General features: G+C 71.2%; 14 protein-coding genes. 8 read left to right on the top strand and 6 right to left on the bottom strand.

What is annotated here, in order from left to right:
• Positions 1–223 precede the first annotated feature (223 nt).
• Entirely contained in the window at positions 224–1102 is an 879-nt protein-coding gene (locus tag ACFWBQ_RS28330; protein ID WP_385501410.1) for a menaquinone biosynthetic enzyme MqnA/MqnD family protein, read from the bottom strand.
• 307 nt (positions 1103–1409) lie between these two features.
• Between ACFWBQ_RS28330 and ACFWBQ_RS28325 the strand changes: the two genes are divergently transcribed.
• From ACFWBQ_RS28325 to ACFWBQ_RS28315, 3 genes are all read left to right on the top strand, one after another.
• Complete coding sequence (locus tag ACFWBQ_RS28325) at positions 1410–1613, top strand: cold-shock protein (protein ID WP_003967102.1); 204 nt, start codon at positions 1410–1412, stop codon at positions 1611–1613.
• A gap of 348 nt (positions 1614–1961) precedes the next feature.
• A complete protein-coding gene (locus ACFWBQ_RS28320) occupies positions 1962–4919 on the top strand; it encodes a BTAD domain-containing putative transcriptional regulator (RefSeq protein WP_385501399.1) in 2958 nt (985 codons plus the stop codon).
• Between the two features lie 194 nt (positions 4920–5113).
• A complete protein-coding gene (locus ACFWBQ_RS28315; RefSeq protein ID WP_385501392.1) occupies positions 5114–5323 on the top strand; it encodes a hypothetical protein in 210 nt (69 codons plus the stop codon).
• A 172-nt stretch (positions 5324–5495) separates the two neighbouring features.
• Here ACFWBQ_RS28315 and ACFWBQ_RS28310 read toward each other — a convergent pair whose 3' ends face one another.
• Positions 5496–6029, bottom strand: coding sequence for a hypothetical protein (locus ACFWBQ_RS28310; protein ID WP_385501387.1), 534 nt, complete (start codon positions 6027–6029; stop codon positions 5496–5498).
• A 214-nt stretch (positions 6030–6243) separates the two neighbouring features.
• Between ACFWBQ_RS28310 and ACFWBQ_RS28305 the strand changes: the two genes are divergently transcribed.
• Entirely contained in the window at positions 6244–6894 is a 651-nt protein-coding gene (locus tag ACFWBQ_RS28305; protein WP_385501383.1) for a hypothetical protein, read from the top strand.
• Positions 6895–6952: 58 nt separating this feature from the next.
• On the opposite strand, the gene ACFWBQ_RS28300 is transcribed toward ACFWBQ_RS28305, so the two are convergent.
• Positions 6953–9340: a PQQ-binding-like beta-propeller repeat protein gene (locus tag ACFWBQ_RS28300; RefSeq protein ID WP_385501379.1), complete on the bottom strand. Its 2388-nt coding sequence runs from the start codon at positions 9338–9340 to the stop codon at positions 6953–6955.
• A gap of 178 nt (positions 9341–9518) precedes the next feature.
• Positions 9519–10328: a VOC family protein gene (locus ACFWBQ_RS28295; protein WP_385501377.1), complete on the bottom strand. Its 810-nt coding sequence runs from the start codon at positions 10326–10328 to the stop codon at positions 9519–9521.
• A 392-nt stretch (positions 10329–10720) separates the two neighbouring features.
• Here ACFWBQ_RS28295 and ACFWBQ_RS28290 point away from each other — a divergent pair, with 392 nt between their 5' ends.
• From ACFWBQ_RS28290 to ACFWBQ_RS28280, 3 genes are all read left to right on the top strand, one after another.
• A complete protein-coding gene (locus ACFWBQ_RS28290; protein ID WP_385501372.1) occupies positions 10721–11368 on the top strand; it encodes a TetR family transcriptional regulator in 648 nt (215 codons plus the stop codon).
• A gap of 154 nt (positions 11369–11522) precedes the next feature.
• Positions 11523–12188 (top strand): pyridoxal 5'-phosphate synthase, encoded by a 666-nt coding sequence (locus ACFWBQ_RS28285; RefSeq protein ID WP_385501370.1) that lies wholly within the window; start codon positions 11523–11525, stop codon positions 12186–12188.
• 119 nt (positions 12189–12307) lie between these two features.
• Positions 12308–13498, top strand: coding sequence for a flavin-containing monooxygenase (locus ACFWBQ_RS28280; protein WP_385501367.1), 1191 nt, complete (start codon positions 12308–12310; stop codon positions 13496–13498).
• A gap of 184 nt (positions 13499–13682) precedes the next feature.
• Here the strand turns inward: ACFWBQ_RS28280 and ACFWBQ_RS28275 are convergent, their stop codons facing one another.
• Together ACFWBQ_RS28275 and ACFWBQ_RS28270 are read right to left on the bottom strand one after the other, a co-directional pair.
• Positions 13683–15020 carry an MFS transporter gene (locus ACFWBQ_RS28275; RefSeq protein ID WP_385501364.1) on the bottom strand — a complete coding sequence of 446 codons (1338 nt, stop codon included), beginning with the start codon at positions 15018–15020 and terminating at the stop codon, positions 13683–13685.
• A gap of 86 nt (positions 15021–15106) precedes the next feature.
• Complete coding sequence (locus ACFWBQ_RS28270) at positions 15107–15484, bottom strand: DUF2809 domain-containing protein (protein WP_385501361.1); 378 nt, start codon at positions 15482–15484, stop codon at positions 15107–15109.
• A 98-nt stretch (positions 15485–15582) separates the two neighbouring features.
• Between ACFWBQ_RS28270 and ACFWBQ_RS28265 the strand changes: the two genes are divergently transcribed.
• Positions 15583–16578 (top strand): GlxA family transcriptional regulator, encoded by a 996-nt coding sequence (locus tag ACFWBQ_RS28265; RefSeq protein ID WP_385501358.1) that lies wholly within the window; start codon positions 15583–15585, stop codon positions 16576–16578.
• Positions 16579–16600 lie beyond the last annotated feature (22 nt).

Genomic DNA, 16600 nt, shown 5'->3' with positions numbered 1-16600 from the left:
GAATACGCCGTTCATCCGCGCGATTCCGGGACGCCGGCCGGATGCGTTCCGGGCGATGTCCGCTATTCGGCTTCGGATGCACGGGACAGGCACCGTCCATTCGTCCCTTTACCGGAACGGAATGCCGACGACGGCCGTCGCGCGAGGAGACCGATAAAGGACCGGCGGGCCCGGGAAAGGTACGGGATTCATCTATTCCCGCACCATTCCCGTTGTGTCCGGCTCAGCCGCCGAGCAGCTCGACCGTCACGTCCGCGGGGAAGCCGGTGGTCGGTCCCGTCCTGCGGGCGAACTCGCGCACCCCGGCCAGCTGGTCCCGGCCGAAGCGGAAGTCCAGGGTCGTGAAGTAGCGCTCCAGCACCTCGGCGTCGAACGCCTCCCAGCGGGCCGCCTGCTCGGCCACCTTCGTGACCTCCTCCAGCGAGACGTCGCGCGAGGCCAGGAAGGCCTCATGGACCTTCTCGACGTAGAGGGGGTGCGCGGCCAGATAGTCCTTGCGGACCGCCCAGAGCGCGAAGACGAACGGGAGTCCCGTCCACTCCTTCCACATCTGGCCCAGGTCGTGCACCTGCAGCCCGAGCCGGGGGGCGTCGTGCAGATTGGCGCGCAGCGCGGCGTCGCCGATCAGCACCGCCGCGTCGGCCTCCTGCATCATCAGGCCGAGATCCGGCGGGCAGGTGTAGTAGTCGGGCGTGACTCCGTAGCGCTCGGCGAGCAGCAGCTGGGCGAGCCGTACGGAGGTGCGCGAGGTCGAGCCGAGTGCCACCCGGGCCCCGTCGAGTCGGTCGAGCGGAAGCTGCGACACGATCACGCACGACATCACGGGCCCGTCGCAGCCGACCGCGATATCGGGGAGGGCGACCAGGTCGTCGGCGTTACGCAGGAACTCGACCAGGGTGACGGGACCGATGTCGAGGTCGCCCCTGATCAGCTGCTCGCTGAGCCTCTCCGGGGTGTCCTTCGAGAGCTCCAGATCGAGCAGGGTTCCCGTCCGTGCCAGCCCCCAGTAGAGGGGAAGGCAGTTGAGGAACTGGATGTGGCCGACGCGCGGCCTGCTGCGACGGTCGTCGCCTTCTACGGGAGAGACGGTTGAATTGTCCACATCGCGAGGCTAGACCTGTGCCCGCGGGCGGGCACCATCGGGGCGCCCCGGCGGCTCCCCGACCCTCGTCCGGCACCCCTCCGGACCCTTCTCCGCCACCTCATGTGCTCGTCCGCCAAACGTTCGACCGAGGTGATCTTTCCCTCTACCGCTCCCCGCAGACTGCGTGCTAGGCTCGCCCGCAAGTTGCAGTTTGGTTTCCCTTGCAGTACAGAGCCTGCGGAGCATGTAACCCGCAGGCTTTTGTAGTTTTCAGACTTGTTTGCAGGTTCTGGAGCAGGGCAACCCTTTGGCCCAAGGAGGGCTTATGGCTACCGGAACCGTCAAGTGGTTCAACGCTGAAAAGGGCTTCGGCTTCATCGCCCAGGACGGCGGCGGCCCGGATGTCTTCGTCCACTATTCCGCGATCAACGCGTCCGGGTTCCGCTCCCTCGAGGAGAACCAGGTCGTGAACTTCGACGTCACTCAGGGACCCAAGGGTCCGCAGGCTGAGAACGTCACCCCGGCCTAGTTGCCCGGGTCGGCCGATCGCGGCTGGCTAGCAGTACCCAAGGAGCCCCGCTCCCCCGCCTCGGCGGGGAAGCGGGGCTCCTGCCTTGCAACCGGACGCCCCTGCCTCGCGGTCGGGCGCCCCGTAGGTCCGCGGCCACCCGGACGGCGGCCGTGTCCCGCCGGATTCCTGACACAGCGACACTTCCCCGCACAATCCCTCTCCCCCGTAACGATGTCGAGGGCCTGTGCAGAGCGTCACCCAATGCTGACGAGTCCACCCGGAACAAGGCAGACTGTTGAGCGCGATACCAGCAGCGCCATGAAGCAGAGCACGACCGGCGGGGCAAGCAGGACAGGGGGAGCATCAATGGGCCGCGACAACGGACCTCGTGTGCGCGTTCCGGAGCAGCGTGCTGCACAAGAACGGGCGGCCGGCACCGAACTGCGCTTCGCCGTGCTGGGTCCCGTACGTGCCTGGCGGGGCGGAGATGCCCTGGCGTCCGGGTCGCCGCAGCAACGGGCCCTGCTGATCGCGCTGCTCCTGCGCGACGGCCGCACGGCCACCGCCGCCGAGCTCATCGACGCCCTCTGGGGCGACGACCCTCCCTCGCAGGCACTCGCGGCGGTACGCACGTACGCGTCCCGGCTCCGCAAGATCCTCGGCCAGGACACCCTGGTCAGCGAGTCGGGCGGCTACGCGATCCGGATCGGCCGCGAGGCGCTCGACCTCACTCTCGCGCAGGACCTCGCCGCCGAGGCGGAGAAGGCGCGCGGCAGCGGGGACCGCGGCCGGGCCCGCACACTGATCAACAAGCTGCTCGGCCTGTGGGACGGCGAGGCGCTCGCTTCCGTACCCGGCCCGTACGCGGAGAACCAGCGCACCAGCCTGGAGGAGTGGCGTCTCCAGCTGACCGAGACCCGGCTCGACCTGGACCTGGAGGTCGGCTGCCACGCCGAGGCGGTCTCGGAGCTGACCGCACTCACCGCCGCGCACCCGCTGCGCGAGCGGCTGCGCGAACTGCTGATGGTCGCCCTGTACCGCAGCGGCCGCCAGGCCGAGGCACTCGCGGTGTACGCGGACACCCGGCGGCTGCTCGCCGAGGAGCTGGGTGTCGACCCGCGCCCCGAACTGGCCCAGCTCCAGCAGCGGATCCTGCAGGCCGACGAGGAGCTGGCCCGCTCGCCCGACGAGCCGTCCCCGGCCCCTGCCCCGGTCCGCCCCGCCCAGCTCCCGGCCACCGTCCCGGACTTCACCGGCCGCTCCTCCTTCGTACGCGAGCTGGGCGACCGGCTCGCCACCGCCGACGGCTCCGTCATGGCCGTCTCCGCCCTGGCCGGCATCGGCGGCGTCGGCAAGACGACGCTGGCCGTGCACGTCGCCCACCAGTCGCGCCCGCACTTCCCCGACGGCCAGCTGTACGTGGACCTCCAGGGCGCCGAACCGGAGACGGTCCTCGGGGCGTTCCTGCGCGCCCTGGGCACGCCCGATCCGGCGATCCCGGACTCCCTGGACGAACGGGCGGCCCTGTACCGCTCCACCCTGGACGGCCGCCGCATCCTCGTCCTCCTGGACAACGCCCATGACGCGGCCCAGATCCGCCCTCTGCTGCCGGGTACGGCGGGCTGCGCGGCGCTGGTCACCAGCCGGGTCCGGATGGTCGACCTGGCGGGGGCGCACCTGGTGGACCTGGACGTGATGTCACCCGAGGAAGCACTGCAGCTCTTCACCCGCATCGTCGGCGCCGAACGCGTCAACTCCGAACGCGAGGCCGCCCTCGACGTGGTCGCCTCGTGCGGGTTCCTGCCCCTGGCCATCCGTATCGCCGCGTCCCGGCTGGCCGCCCGCCGCACCTGGACGGTCTCGGTGCTGGCCTCGAAGCTCGCCGACGAACGCCGCAGGCTGGACGAACTGCAGGCGGGCGACCTCGCGGTGAAGGCCACCTTCGAGCTCGGCTACGGCCAGCTGGAGCCCCAGCAGGCCCGCGCCTTCCGCCTCCTGGGCCTGGCGGACGGACCGGACATCTCCCTCGCGGCCGCGGCTGCCCTTTTGAACCTGGAGATCCACGCGGCGGAGGACCTGCTGGAGGCCCTGGTCGACACGAGCCTGCTGGAGTCGGCGGCCCCGGGCCGCTATCGCTACCACGACCTGGTACGCCTCTACGCGCGTGCATGCGCGGAACGCGACGAACAGCCTCCGGTGGAGAGGGAACTGGCGCTGTCGCGACTGCTGGACTTCTATCTGGCGACGGCGGCGGGGGTGTACGCGCTGGAGCGGCCGGGGGAGCGCGTGCTCGACCACTTCTCGCGCACCGAGTACCCCGGGCTCACCTTCCAGGTCCGCGAGACCGCCCTGGACTGGCTCTTCTCGGAGTCCAGCGGGCTGCTGGCCTGCGCACGCCAGTCGGCGGGATCCGGCATGCCCCGGCGAGCTTCCGACCTGCTCATGGCCGTGGTGGACCTGGGCGAATCCGGCGCGAACTCACACCAGTTCGCCACTGCGGCCAAAGCGGTGAGCGAAGCCGCCCAGGCAGCGGGAGACGCGCGGGCCGAAGGCCGTGCCCGCACGATGCTGACCCATGTCCTCAGCGTCTCCGGGCGGTTCGCCGAGGCGGAGAGCGAGGCCAAGCGCGCTCTCGATCTCGGTCGGCTGGCCGACGACCCGGTTTCGCTGGCACAGGTCCCCAATCAACGGGGCATCATCGCCCTCTACGAGAACCGGCACACCGATGCCGAGACACACCTGACACAGGCGCTGGCCGCCTTCCGTTCCGACGGCAACAAGCCGGGCGAGGCATCGGCCCTGTGCAACCTGTCCCGGGTCCACCTGGCCACCGGGCGAACGGCAAGTGCGGTGGATCTCGCCCAGCAGGGCGTCGGCATCTACGAGGCGGACACCTCGGGTCTGGCCCTGCGCCTCGCCAACGGAAAGTACGCCCTGGGACTGGCCCTCAGCGGTACGGGCCGAACGAGCCTCGCCCAGCAGGCGCTCACCGAAGCCATGTCGATATTCCGCGACAGCCGTCAGCAGTTGTGGCACGGAATGACCCTGTTCCGGCTGGCCGAGCTGCACCTCGCCATCCGCCAGCCGGCTCACGCGGCGTCACATGCGGAGCAGGCACTGGCGATCCTGCGGGGCATCGGCGGCGAATGGCGGCGCGCGAACGTCCTCACCGCACTGGGACGCGGACTGGCGGGCATCGGCCAGACCGACCGCGCACAGGTCTGCTGGAACGAGGCTCTCTCGATGTTCGACGAACTGGGTTCCCCGGAGGCCGACTCGGTGCGCGCAATGCTGGACCCGGCACCGGTTGCCAGGGCCTCCTGACCCGCGTTCATCAATCGTTTATCGCCTCACGGCACTCTCTTACTCATCGATCCGTCGCGTCGGGGGGCAGACGGATTGCCGAGTGGCCTCACCACTAAGGTGAACGGCCCTGGAAGGCCCGCCCGGCGATCCACGGGGGAACCGCCGGGCGGGCCCATCCATCCGCTGTCAGACCTTTTCAGGAGTTGAACTTCATGGCCGACAAGAGCGACATCCTCAAGCCGACGGACGCGCACGCCACCGGCGAGGAGATCACCACTCAGGACGCCCACGCCACCGGCTCGCCGCTCAAGCCGACGGATGCGCACGCCACGGGCGGGGAGATCACCACTCTGGACGCCCACGCAACGGGTTCGCCGCTCAAGCCGGCCGATGCCCACGCCACCGGCGAGCCGGCCAACTAGACCTCACCCGCACGGGGAGCGGCCGCGGCGGCGCGGAGGGGGTGCCGTCGCGGCCGCTGTATTTCTGCGAACAGGGCCTGAGCCGATCGGCTCGGGCCCTCCTTCGTGCTCCCCGCCCCACCGCCCCGACCTGTACCTCCGGCGGCCACGGTTTCCGGTCATGCCGGGGAATTCAGTAGCGCAGTTCCGCCGTGACCAGGCAGCGCTTCACCCGGGAGACCGTGCGCGGGCTGTCCATGCGGACCGCCAGGGTCCTGGCCTCGTCGTAGTCGAGGTCGACCGTGGTCTCGCCCGTGTCGACGATGCTGCCGCTCGCGTCGAGGAACGTCACATCCACGTCGTACGTGTGGGAGCCCGCCACCGTCGACCGGATCTCGACCGTCGATGTGGTGACGGCCTTGCGCTTGCCCTTGCGGGGCTGGGCGCAGCGGATGACGCGGGCGTCGGGGGCGTCGGTCGCGGTCGCGGTGGGGGTCGGCGTGGAGTAGGTGGAGCCACCGGACGAGCCGCTCGACGAGCTGTCGTAGTCATCGTCGTCGTAATCCCGGTAACTTCCGTTGCTCTTCTTCGAGTTGGAGCAGCCGCCGCCCGAGCTGTGGCTCTTGCCGCTGCGGCTCTTCCCGCCGCTGCTGGAGGTCGAGAATCCGGTGAGTGCGAGCACCACCACGACCAGGACCGCTGCGAACCTCATGCGTCGCTGCATCATCGATGCCGCCTCCCTTGTTGCTGTCCCTCTTCGGCCGTCGCACAGGCGCGCGACACCGTAACGCACAGCATCCCCGCCGCAGACCCGCAGTCCAGTCATGACCCTGTCACGGTCTGGCAATGGTCTCCGGATGGCACGGGTGAGGGGCCGGGCGTAGCGTCGAGGCCGAGAGCGGTGTGAGTGTGTGCGTGCGCGCAGGCCCGGGAGGCTGACGATGATCCGCAATGTTCTCGGCTCCGTCCTCGCTCTCCTGGGAGCGGCGGCCGCCGTCCAGAGCCCCTTCCAGAATTGGTACGACGGCCGCCTCGGGCGGGACTACCGCATCCAGGACCTGTTCAACGGCATCAGCGGCACGTCGTCGTCCGTGCTGGGCTCGATCCTGCTGCCGTTCCTCTTCGCCGCCCTGGTGGCCCTCGTGGGCGTGGTGTTCCGTTCGCGCTGGGTGGTGGCCGTGGCCGGCCTGATCGTGCTGGGCTTCACCGTGCTGTGGATGGTCCGTCAGGGGCAGGCGACGGGCAGCCTGACCGTGGGCGGCGACGGGTCCGGGCTGCGGATGGGCGTGGCGCAGGCAGCCGCGGGCGGTGTGCTGCTCGTGCTGGGTGCCCTGGTGATGTCGGGGCGGCGGGGCGTACGGGCACGACGCTCCCCCGCCCCGTATCCCGTACCGCCCGACGACCGTCCGGACACCTGGCCTCCGACACAGGAGCCGGGGCCGTCGGCGCATACGACGCCGTGGCCGGAGCCGGAGGCGGACCCCTACACGGGGCCGGGGCCGGGCCAGCACCGGGGCCGGTCCGACGAGGACACCGCCCCGTATCCGGTCCAGGACGAGGACCGCGACCGCTACCACCCTCCACCCCCTTGAGACCGCCGCACTCCCCCGCCGGGGTTCCGTCCCCGAGCGCGGGGCGGGCCCGGGTGGCTCACGTCCGTGCCGCGCGGCTCCCCGTACCCGTCCCCTTCAGAGCGTCCAGCGCGTACACACACCGGTCCTTGCTGCAGGCGTAGACGACTCCCGCCTGCGCGACCGGCGAGCCGGTGATCTCGCCTCCCGTGGCGAGCTTCCAGCGCAGCTGACCGCCCGCCGCGTCCAGCGTGTACAGCACGTGGTCCGCCGAGCCGAAGTGGACCCGGCCGTCCGCGACCACCGGTGCGCCCACCACCTCGCCGCCCGCCGCGAACCGCCACTTCGGGGTGCCGGTCACCGCGTCCAGCGTGTACAGCGCACTGCCACTGCCGACGTGCACGTTCCCCGCCGTGACCAGCACGGGTTCGATGGACTGCCGGGCCTCCGTCGCGATCCGCCACCGGTCCTTGCCGGTCGACGCATCCAGCGCGTACACGGTGCCGAGGTAGTCGGCGAGGTAGACCCCGCCCCCGGTGACCGCGGGTCCGGGCGCGAAGGACGGCGGCGACAGGAAGGCGGCCGGCGACTCGAAGCGCCAGCGCACCCTGCCCGAGACCGTGTCCATGGCCAGCACCCGGGTTCCGGCGGCGACGTACACGAAGCCGTCCGGCGCCGGGGCCACCCGCACGGGCACACCGCCGCAGGAGGCCGCGTCGCCGATGGGGTAGGACCACCGCTCCGTGCCGGTGCGGGCGTCGACGGCCCGCAGTCGCGCGTCCTGCCAGAGATAGACCGTGCCGTCATGGATCACGGGCCCGGCCTCGGGCGTCTCGAAGTCGCTCTGGACGCCTCCGGTCTCCCACAGCTTCTCGCCGCTGGACGCCTCCCACGCCTGTACGCCACCGCCGCGCGTCCCGGTCAGGACGGTGCCGCGGTCGGCCTTCAGCGAGTACACCCACGCATCCGTCTGCAGCCGCCACCGCTCGGCGCCGGTCGCCGCGTCCAGCGCGTACAGGGACGGCCCGTCCGAGGCATGGATCCTGCCCCCCTCGACGGCCATCGACCAGGCCACGTCCCGGGTCTTGAACTGGCGGCGCCCGTTGCCCACATCCAGCGCGTGGACCTCGAAGGACGTCACGTACAGCAGATCACCGACCACGACGGGCGTGCCCCACACATCGTTCGACATGCGGAAACGCCACGGCCGCCAGCGGTCCGGCGCTGCGGGCGCCGTGTCCGGGGAGGGCGCGGGGGCGGGCACCGGCGCCGACGGAGCGATCCCACCGTTCAGCCCGGCGGGCGGGCGCACCCAGCCGGTGGCCGGGTCCGCGTGTGCGGCGGCCGCACCCCGTACGTCCACGGGGCGCGGGCCCGGACCGATCGCCACGTGCGCGCCGGCCAGCCGTACCGGGCCGCCGTCGGGCGCGGGCGCCACCGGTGACGGCGCGGGTGCGGTGCGGACGTCGCCGCCGCTGCGCCAGGCCCCGTCCCAGTCCGCGCCCGGCGGCGGGCCGGGCGGCTGGGGCGGCGCGGCCACAGGAGCGGGCGCGGGCGCGGCAACGGTACGGCCGCCGCCCCTCCGCTGCTCGATCATCGCGGTCGCCGGGATCGGCAGCCAGGCCGACGCCGTACCGCTGTCGTCGCTGCCGGAGGCGAACAGGTGCGGGGCGAGCTGGGCCTGCAGATCGGCCGGACTGGGCCGCCGCGTCGCGTCCATCTGCATGCAGGACTCGATCAGCGGACGCAGGTCGTCGGGCAGCCCCTCCGTGTCGGGCCCCTCCCGCAGCAGCATGAACACGGTCTCGACGGGATTGGCCCCGTGGAACGGCGCGTGTCCGGTCGCCGCGAAGACCAGCGTCGAGCCGAGCGAGAACACATCGCTGGCCCCCGTCACGCTGCGCGAGTCGCGGGCCTGTTCCGGAGACATGTACGCGGGTGTGCCCACCGCGACGTTCGTCATGGTCAGCCGGGTGTTGGAGACACCGGAGGCGATACCGAAGTCGATCACCCGCGGCCCGTCCTCGACCACCAGCACATTGGACGGCTTCAGGTCGCGGTGGACGAGTCCGGCCCCGTGGATCGACTGCAGGGCCTCGGCGATGCCCGCGGCCAGCCACCGTACGGCCTGCGTCGGCATCGGCCCGCACTCACTCACTATCTCCTCGAGCGAGGGAGCGGGGACATAGGCGGTGGCCAGCCATGGCACGGCCGCACGCGGATCGGCGTCGACCACGGCGGCGGTGTAGAAGCCGCTCACCGCACGGGCGGCTTCCACCTCACGCGTGAAACGGACCCGGAACAGCTGGTCCTCGGCCAATTCCGTACGCACCGTCTTGATCGCCACCCGCCGGCCCGACGCCGAGCGCGCGAGATAGACCAGCCCCATGCCGCCGGCCCCGAGTCGTCCCAGCACCTCGAACGGGCCGATCCGCCTCGGGTCATGCTGCGTCAGCTGCTCCACCACTTGCCACCTCCCCGTACGGACCTCAGGAACAGAAGCCCGCGAAATCCCGCCCTGTGCAGCGTCTCACCACTGGGCACCACCTGGCGGTGCGCACCCTGATTCTTCCTGTCTCAGGCCCTGGTTGCGAACCCGGGGGCGGATCGGGGTGTCTTGTGGCACTCCACCCCTTTCAGGACACCTACGGCAACAGCTCGGTCGGCTGCAGCACGGCGAAGGCGGCACCCTGGTCGTCCTGGAGGACCGCCATGCGCCCGTACGGAATGTCGAACGGCGGAGCCGAGATCCGGCCACCCAGCCGTGCGGCGGTCTCGACGGTCCGGACGCAGTCGGCTACGGCGAAGTAGTTGAGGAAGTAACTGGGCATCATCTCGGGGAAGGCGTCCGTGATGACGCTGCGCCCGCCGATCGCGGTGTCCGGCCCCGGATCGCTGCCGGCCGGGGACCACATGCGGAAGTCCGCGCCGAGTACGTCGCTGCCCGCGTCCCCGCCGCCGGTCTCGTCGAGGTCGGTGCCCCGGAAGCCGAAGACCTCCTCGTAGAAGGCGTCCACGCGCTCCGGCTGCCGGGTGTAGACCTCGGTCCAGCAGAAGGCCCCCGGCTCGTTCTGCTTCTCGAAACCGGCGCGATCGCCCGCCTGCCACAGCCCGAAGACCGCACCGCCGGGATCGGCCGCCTGGGCAAGGACTCCGGCCCGGCCCGCCCGCACCGGTTCGGTGATCATCTGGCCGCCCGCCTTACGGATCAGGGCGACGGTGGCGAGGATGTCGTCGGTGGAGAAGTAGACGCCCCAGGTGGTCGGCATACGGCCGTCCTGCTTGGCGGCGAGTGCGGCGACGAGCTTGCCGTCGCTGAAGGCGTCCGCGAAGGGCATGCCGTCGCCCGCCCGGAAGGTCCAGCCGAAGAGCCCGCCGTAGAAGCGCTTGCCGGCTTCGAGGTCGGAGAGCTGCACATCCACCCAGCACGGCGCGGATTGCGCGAATGCGGCCATGGGCCCGGGTCCTTCCGTAGCGGTGACGCCCGTCACAGTCAACGTAACGTCGGCCGCCGCGTGGCGCGCCCCGAGCATCCCGACACGCCCAAATAGAACATTCGCCCGAATCGTGAAGGTTCCGCGTCCCTCGTGGACAAGAGTTGTCCACCGAAGTTATCCACAGGCTGTTGATAAGACCATCACTCCGGAGCGGGCAACAGCGGCCCTCTGCGCGGCTTCCGCCGCGACTCCCACCCGTCGGGCCGGTTCCGCACCGCCCCGGATCGCTCACCCCGAACCGGCCCACGACCCCGTGGAACACATGCGCCGTGCACCCCGTCCGCACTGGGCCGTTCCCCATTTGCAGTCGGTCAAATCGCGCTCCGATCACCCCTCGGTAAGCTGACGGCATGACAGGACAAGTGCGCACCGTCGACGGCCGCGTGGCTGGTCGGCGCGGTCAGGCGACGCGGCAGAAGCTGCTCGACTGCCTCAGCGAGATGCTCAGCTCCTCGCCGTACCGGGACGTCAAAGTCATCGACGTGGCCCGGAAGGCGGGGACTTCACCCGCGACCTTCTACCAGTATTTCCCCGACGTCGAGGGCGCCGTCCTCGAAGTCGCCGAGGAAATGGCCAAGGAGGGTGCCGGACTGACCGAACTGGTCGCAGGCCGCTCCTGGATCGGCAAGGCCGGCTGGCAGACAGCCGAAGAACTCGTCGAGGGCTTCCTCGACTTCTGGCGGCGCAACGACGCGATCCTCCGCGTCGTCGACCTCGGTGCGGCCGAGGGCGACAAACGGTTCAACAAGATCCGCATGAAGATCCTGAACTCGGTCACCAACTCCCTGACGGATTCGGTCAAGGAGCTGCAGTCCAAGGGCAAGGTCGACAAGGACGTCAGCCCCGCCGCGGTGGCGGGCTCCCTGGTCGTGATGCTTGCCGCGGTCGCCTCGCACCAGAAGGGCTTCACCACCTGGGGCGTGAAGCAGGCCGAACTCCGGCCGAACCTCGCCCTGTTGGTACACCTCGGCATCACCGGCAAGAAGCCGGCCAGGTAGGCGCCGGCCAGGACCCCCCGCACACGCCGGGCACCCACGGTCACCCCGGGCTCCCCACGTCCTGTCTCACCGACGGCGGACCACCCACGTGGTCCGCCGTCGGCGTTCCCGCACACACCGTGCGAACGGCCCCGCGACCCTGTGGAATGGATCCATGAGCGATACACAGAAGGCCTTCCGCGACCTGCTCCACACCCAGCGCGTCTGGGACGTCACCCTCCCCGGCTTCGACCCGTCCACCGCACCCGCCGCCCCCCTCGCCCTCTTCCACACCTGGTTCGCCGAGGCGGTGGCCGCCGGGCAGACGGAGCCGCACACCCTGACCCTGGCGACCGTGGACGCCGAGGGCCGGCCCGATGTGCGGACGCTGATGCTGCACGACGCGGACGAGCGCGGCTGGCACTTCGCCACCCACGCCACCAGCGAGAAGGGCCGCCAGCTCGCGGCCCGCCCGCACGCGGCCCTCAACTTCTACTGGCCCGCCCAGGGGCGCCAGATCCGGGTACGGGGCACGGTCACCCCCGTGGGCCGTGCGGAAAGCCTGGCCGATCTGCACGCCCGCTCGACGGGTGCGCTGGCCGCCGCGCTGACCGGTTCGCAGAGCGAGGTGCTGCCCTCCTACGAGGACCTCGTCCGGGCCTCCGAGGCGGCCCTGGAACGCGCACGGGCCGAGCCGGAGGCCGACGTGGAGACCTGGACGCGCTACGTGGTCGAGCCGCAGGAAGTGGAGTTCTTCCAGGGCGAAGCGCAGCGGCGGCACGTACGGCTGCGCTACCGCCGGGACGGTGCGGGCTGGACGCGGGAGCTCCTCTGGCCGTAGTCGCCGCCCGCGGCCGGGCACGTCGCCGTCCTCAAGTGGCCGCCGTCCGTGACCGATTCGCAACGGAACCCCCTCTCTGCCGAGACCCACCGAACGAACGCCCGATTACGCTCCGAACCATGTCAGAAAGCACATCCACCGCCGGTGGACCCGTTCTTCCCGCCTCCATCGACCGCACCGACGACCGGCCGGTCTATGTGATCGGCGGCGGCCCGGGCGGCCTCGCCGCCGCGGCGGCTCTGCGGGCCCAGGGCGTGCGGGCGGTGGTGCTGGAGAAGTCCCCGGGCGTCGCCGCGTCCTGGCGCCGCCACTACGACCGGCTGCACCTCCACACCACCCGGCGCTGGTCGGCGCTGCCGGGACTGGCGATACCGCGCCGGTTCGGACGCTGGGTCTCGCGCGACGACATGGTGCGCTACCTGGAGAAGTACGCCGAGCACCATGAGCTGGAGGTGGTGACGGGCGTCGAGGTGAACCGGATCGACCCGGCCGCCGACGGAACCGGCTGGCAGCTGACCGCGACCGGCGGACGGGTGCTCACCGGACGGGCGGTCGTCGTGGCGACCGGGTTCAACCACACCCCGCGGATCCCCGAGTGGTCCGGCCGCGCCGGCTTCACGGGCGAACTGGTGCACGCCGCGGAGTACCGCGCCCCGGCCCCGTACGCCGGCAAGGACGTCCTCGTGGCCGGCATCGGCAACACAGGCGCGGAGATAGCCGTGGATCTGGTCGAGGGCGGCGCTGCCCGGGTGCGGATCGCGGTGCGCACCACGCCGTACATCGTGCGCCGCTCGACGGCGGGCTGGCCCGCGCAGGCGACCGCCGTCCTGGTCCGCAGGCTGCCGGTCCGGCTCGTCGACCGCGCCGGGGCCCTGATGTGCCGCGTCGCCGTCCCCGACCTCTCGGGGCAGGGCCTGCCCCGTCCGGACACCGGCCTGTACTCCCGGGTCAAGGAGGGCGCCATCCCGGTCCAGGACGTCGGGCTGATCGACGCCGTGAAGCGCGGCCGGGTGGTCCCCGTGGCGGCCGTCGAGTCCTTCGACGAGGACGCGGTGGTGCTGGCCGACGGCTCCCGGATCACCCCGGACGCGGTGATCGCGGCGACGGGCTACCGGCGGGCCCTGGAGGGACTGGTGGGCCACCTGGGCGTCCTGGACGCCCGTGGCCGCCCCCTGGTGCAAGGAGCCCACACCCCACGTCAGGCACCCGGCCTCTACTTCACCGGGTTCACCAACCCGATCAGTGGCAACCTGCGCGAAATGGCCCTGGACGCCCGGAAGATCGCCAGGCGGCTGTCCACGACGGGCTGACGACGGGGGCAACGGGCCTCAGAAGGCTGCCTGTTCGGTCAGGCCCGGACATCTCCCACGTCCGGGTCGCCGAACGTCTCCCACGTCCGGGTCGCCGAACGGCCGTACAGCTCGGGCCGTTCGGCGGCTCCGCCCACCGTCCACGTACCGAGCGGGCAGCCCTCTCCGGCGACGCCGAAATCGATCAGGCGGGAACGGCCGGGGTCCCGGGCCGGTCGGTCGGCGTCCGGCGGATGACCAGAGCCATCAGGGCCGCCGTCGCGCAGAGCGCCCCCGCCGCGTACCAGACCACGTCGTACGAACCGAACACGTCACGTGCGACGCCACCCAGGAACGCCACCAGGGCCGCGCCCACCTGGTGCGAGGCCAGGACCCAGCCGAAGACGATCGCGCTGTCCTCGCCGTAGTGATCGCGGCACAGGGCCAGGGTCGGCGGGACCGTGGCGACCCAGTCCAGACCGTAGAAGACGATGAAGAAGAGCATCGAAGGGTGCACCGACGGCGCCATCAGAATCGGCAGGAACAGCAGGGAGATGCCCCGCAGTGCGTAGTAGACGGCGAGCAGTCTGCGGGCGTCGAAGCGGTCCGTGAGCCAGCCGCTGAAGACCGTGCCGATGATGTCGAAGATCCCGATGACCGCCAGCAGCGAGGCCGCCGCGGTGATCTCCATGCCGTGGTCCTGGGCCGAGGGCACGAAATGGGTGCGGATCAGGCCGTTGGTGGAGGCGCCGCAGATCGCGAACGAGCCGGCCAGCAGCCAGAACGGCCCCGTGCGGGCCGCGTCGATCAGGACCCGTACGGTACGGGTCGCCGCGCCCACCGCAGGGGCCGGCTTCTCCACGTACGTGCCGCCGTACGGGGCGAGGCCCACGTCGGCCGGGTGGTCGCGCATCAGGAGCCAGACGAACGGGACGACCACGAGGGCGGCGAGGGCTACCGTCACCGAGGCCGGGCGCCAGCCGTGCCGGTCGACGATCCAGGCGCAGAGCGGGAGGAAGACCAGCTGACCGGAAGCCCCGGCCGCCGTCAGGATGCCCGTGACCAGGCCCCGGCGGGCGACGAACCAGCGGTTGGTGACGGTCGCCGCGAAGGCCATGCCCATCGAGCCGGTGCCCAGGCCGACGAGCAGGCCCCAGTAGAGCATCAGCTGCCAGGACGCCGTCATCCAGATGCTCGCCAGCGCCCCGGCGGCCACCGCGCTCAACGCGACCGCCACGACCCGGCGGATGCCGAACCGGTCCATCAGCGCGGCGGCGAACGGCGCGGTCAGCCCGTACAGCGCCATGTCGATCGAGACGGCCAGACCGATCTCTCCGAACGACCAGCCGAACGTCGTGTGGAGGGGGTTGATGAGGAGGCCGGGGAGGGAGTTGAAGGCGGCCCCGCCGATGATCGTCACAAAGGTGACGGCGGCCACGATCCATGCCCGGTGGACCCGCGGGCGTGCGGGTCTGTGGAGCCCGGCGTCGGAAGTGGCCCGACGGTCGTCGTCCTTGGCGGCGCTTTCGGTTGTCTGTGTCACGCAGCCCAGCATCCGGGTCGCCGAGACCTCCGTACGAGTGGCTGGACAGACACCCTTCGCAGGGATCGGGCCATCCGCCCGTGCGGTCAGGTGCCGGATCCGTTCCGGTACGCGGTGTGGGCGGCTCCGGCCAGGGCCGCTCCCACCACGTACCAGAACAGATCCGGGGCGTTGAACGTCGAGCCCAGGACCAGCCGGGCCACCGCGCTGCGCCCGGACAGCTCCGCCGGCACCCCCGTCAGCTGCACCGCTTCGACCGCCCAGCTGAACGCCACTGCCGACCCCGCAGCCGTCAGTGGCCGCACCCTGGGCACGAGGAACAGGACCACGGCATGGATCAGCACCGTGTACAGCGCGTCCCCGGCGTACTTCGCGAGCTCGCCGCCCGCCACCGACCGCACGCCGAGCCCGGCCGCCACGGTCACCAGGGCTGCCGCCGCTGCCACCGCCCGGGGGCCTGCCACCGAGGGAATGAATGCACGGTCCGTCGACTTTTCCTTCACGTCGAAACCAACTATCAGCTTAAAGTCTGAAGAAGCCAGCGTGAGGGAGAGGAACTCGCATGCCGCACCGCGTCGTCGTCCTCGCCCTCGACGGGCTGCTCCCCTTCGAACTGGGCATTGCCCAGCGAATCTTCGGCCGTTCCCTGAGCTCCGAGCCGCTCAACAAGGGTCAGAAGCTGTACGACGTCGTGACGTGTTCCGTCCGTCCGCCCGGCCCGGTCGCCACCGACGCGGACTTCAGCATCGTCGTCGAGCACGGCCCCGAAGCCCTGGCCACCGCGGACACGGTCGTCATCCCCGCCTCGTACGAGCTCGGCCCCGTGTATGCGGAGGGCAGGCTCACCGACGAACTCGTCGCCGCGTTCGCGTACATCAGGCCGGGTACCCGGATGGTCTCCATCTGCACGGGAGGCTACGTGCTGGCCGCCGCCGGATATCTCGACGGCCGCCCCGCCACCACGCACTGGTCGTCCGCCGACCATTTCCAGAAGCTCTTCCCGAAGGTCCGCGTCGATCCGGACGTCCTGTTCATCGACGACGGCGACGTCCTGACCTCCGCCGGGGTCGCCGCCGGAATCGACCTCTGCCTGCACATCGTGCGCCGCGACCACGGCACCGCCGTCGCCAACGACGTCGCCCGCCGCACCGTCGTCCCCCCGCACCGCGACGGTGGTCAGGCCCAGTACATCCAGCGGCCCGTCCCCGAGACGCAGTTCGCCACGACGACCGGCGCGCGGGCCTGGGCGCTCGGACGGCTCGAGCAGCCGATCCTGCTCAGCGACATGGCGCACCAGGAGTCGATGAGCGTACGGACGTTCACCCGTCGCTTCCGCGAGGAGGTCGGCATGAGCCCTGGGCAGTGGCTCATCCAGCAGCGGGTGGAGCGTGCGCGGCAGCTGCTGGAGTCCACGGACCTTTCGGTCGACCAGGTGGCGCGGGACGCGGGGTTCGGTACGGCCACGTCCCTGCGGCAGCACGTGCAGGCGGCGCTGGGGGTGTCGCCGACGGTCTACCGGCGGACGTTCCGCTCGACGGTCTCCGGGCAGGGACGCTAAGGGCTGTCCCGTACTCACCGAC

Source organism: Streptomyces sp. NPDC060035 (assembly GCF_042736635.1).
Classification (GTDB): Bacteria; Actinomycetota; Actinomycetes; order Streptomycetales; family Streptomycetaceae; genus Streptomyces.
The sequence above is the reverse complement of the archived record's forward strand: the minus strand, read 5'-3'. Positions and strand labels throughout refer to the sequence as shown.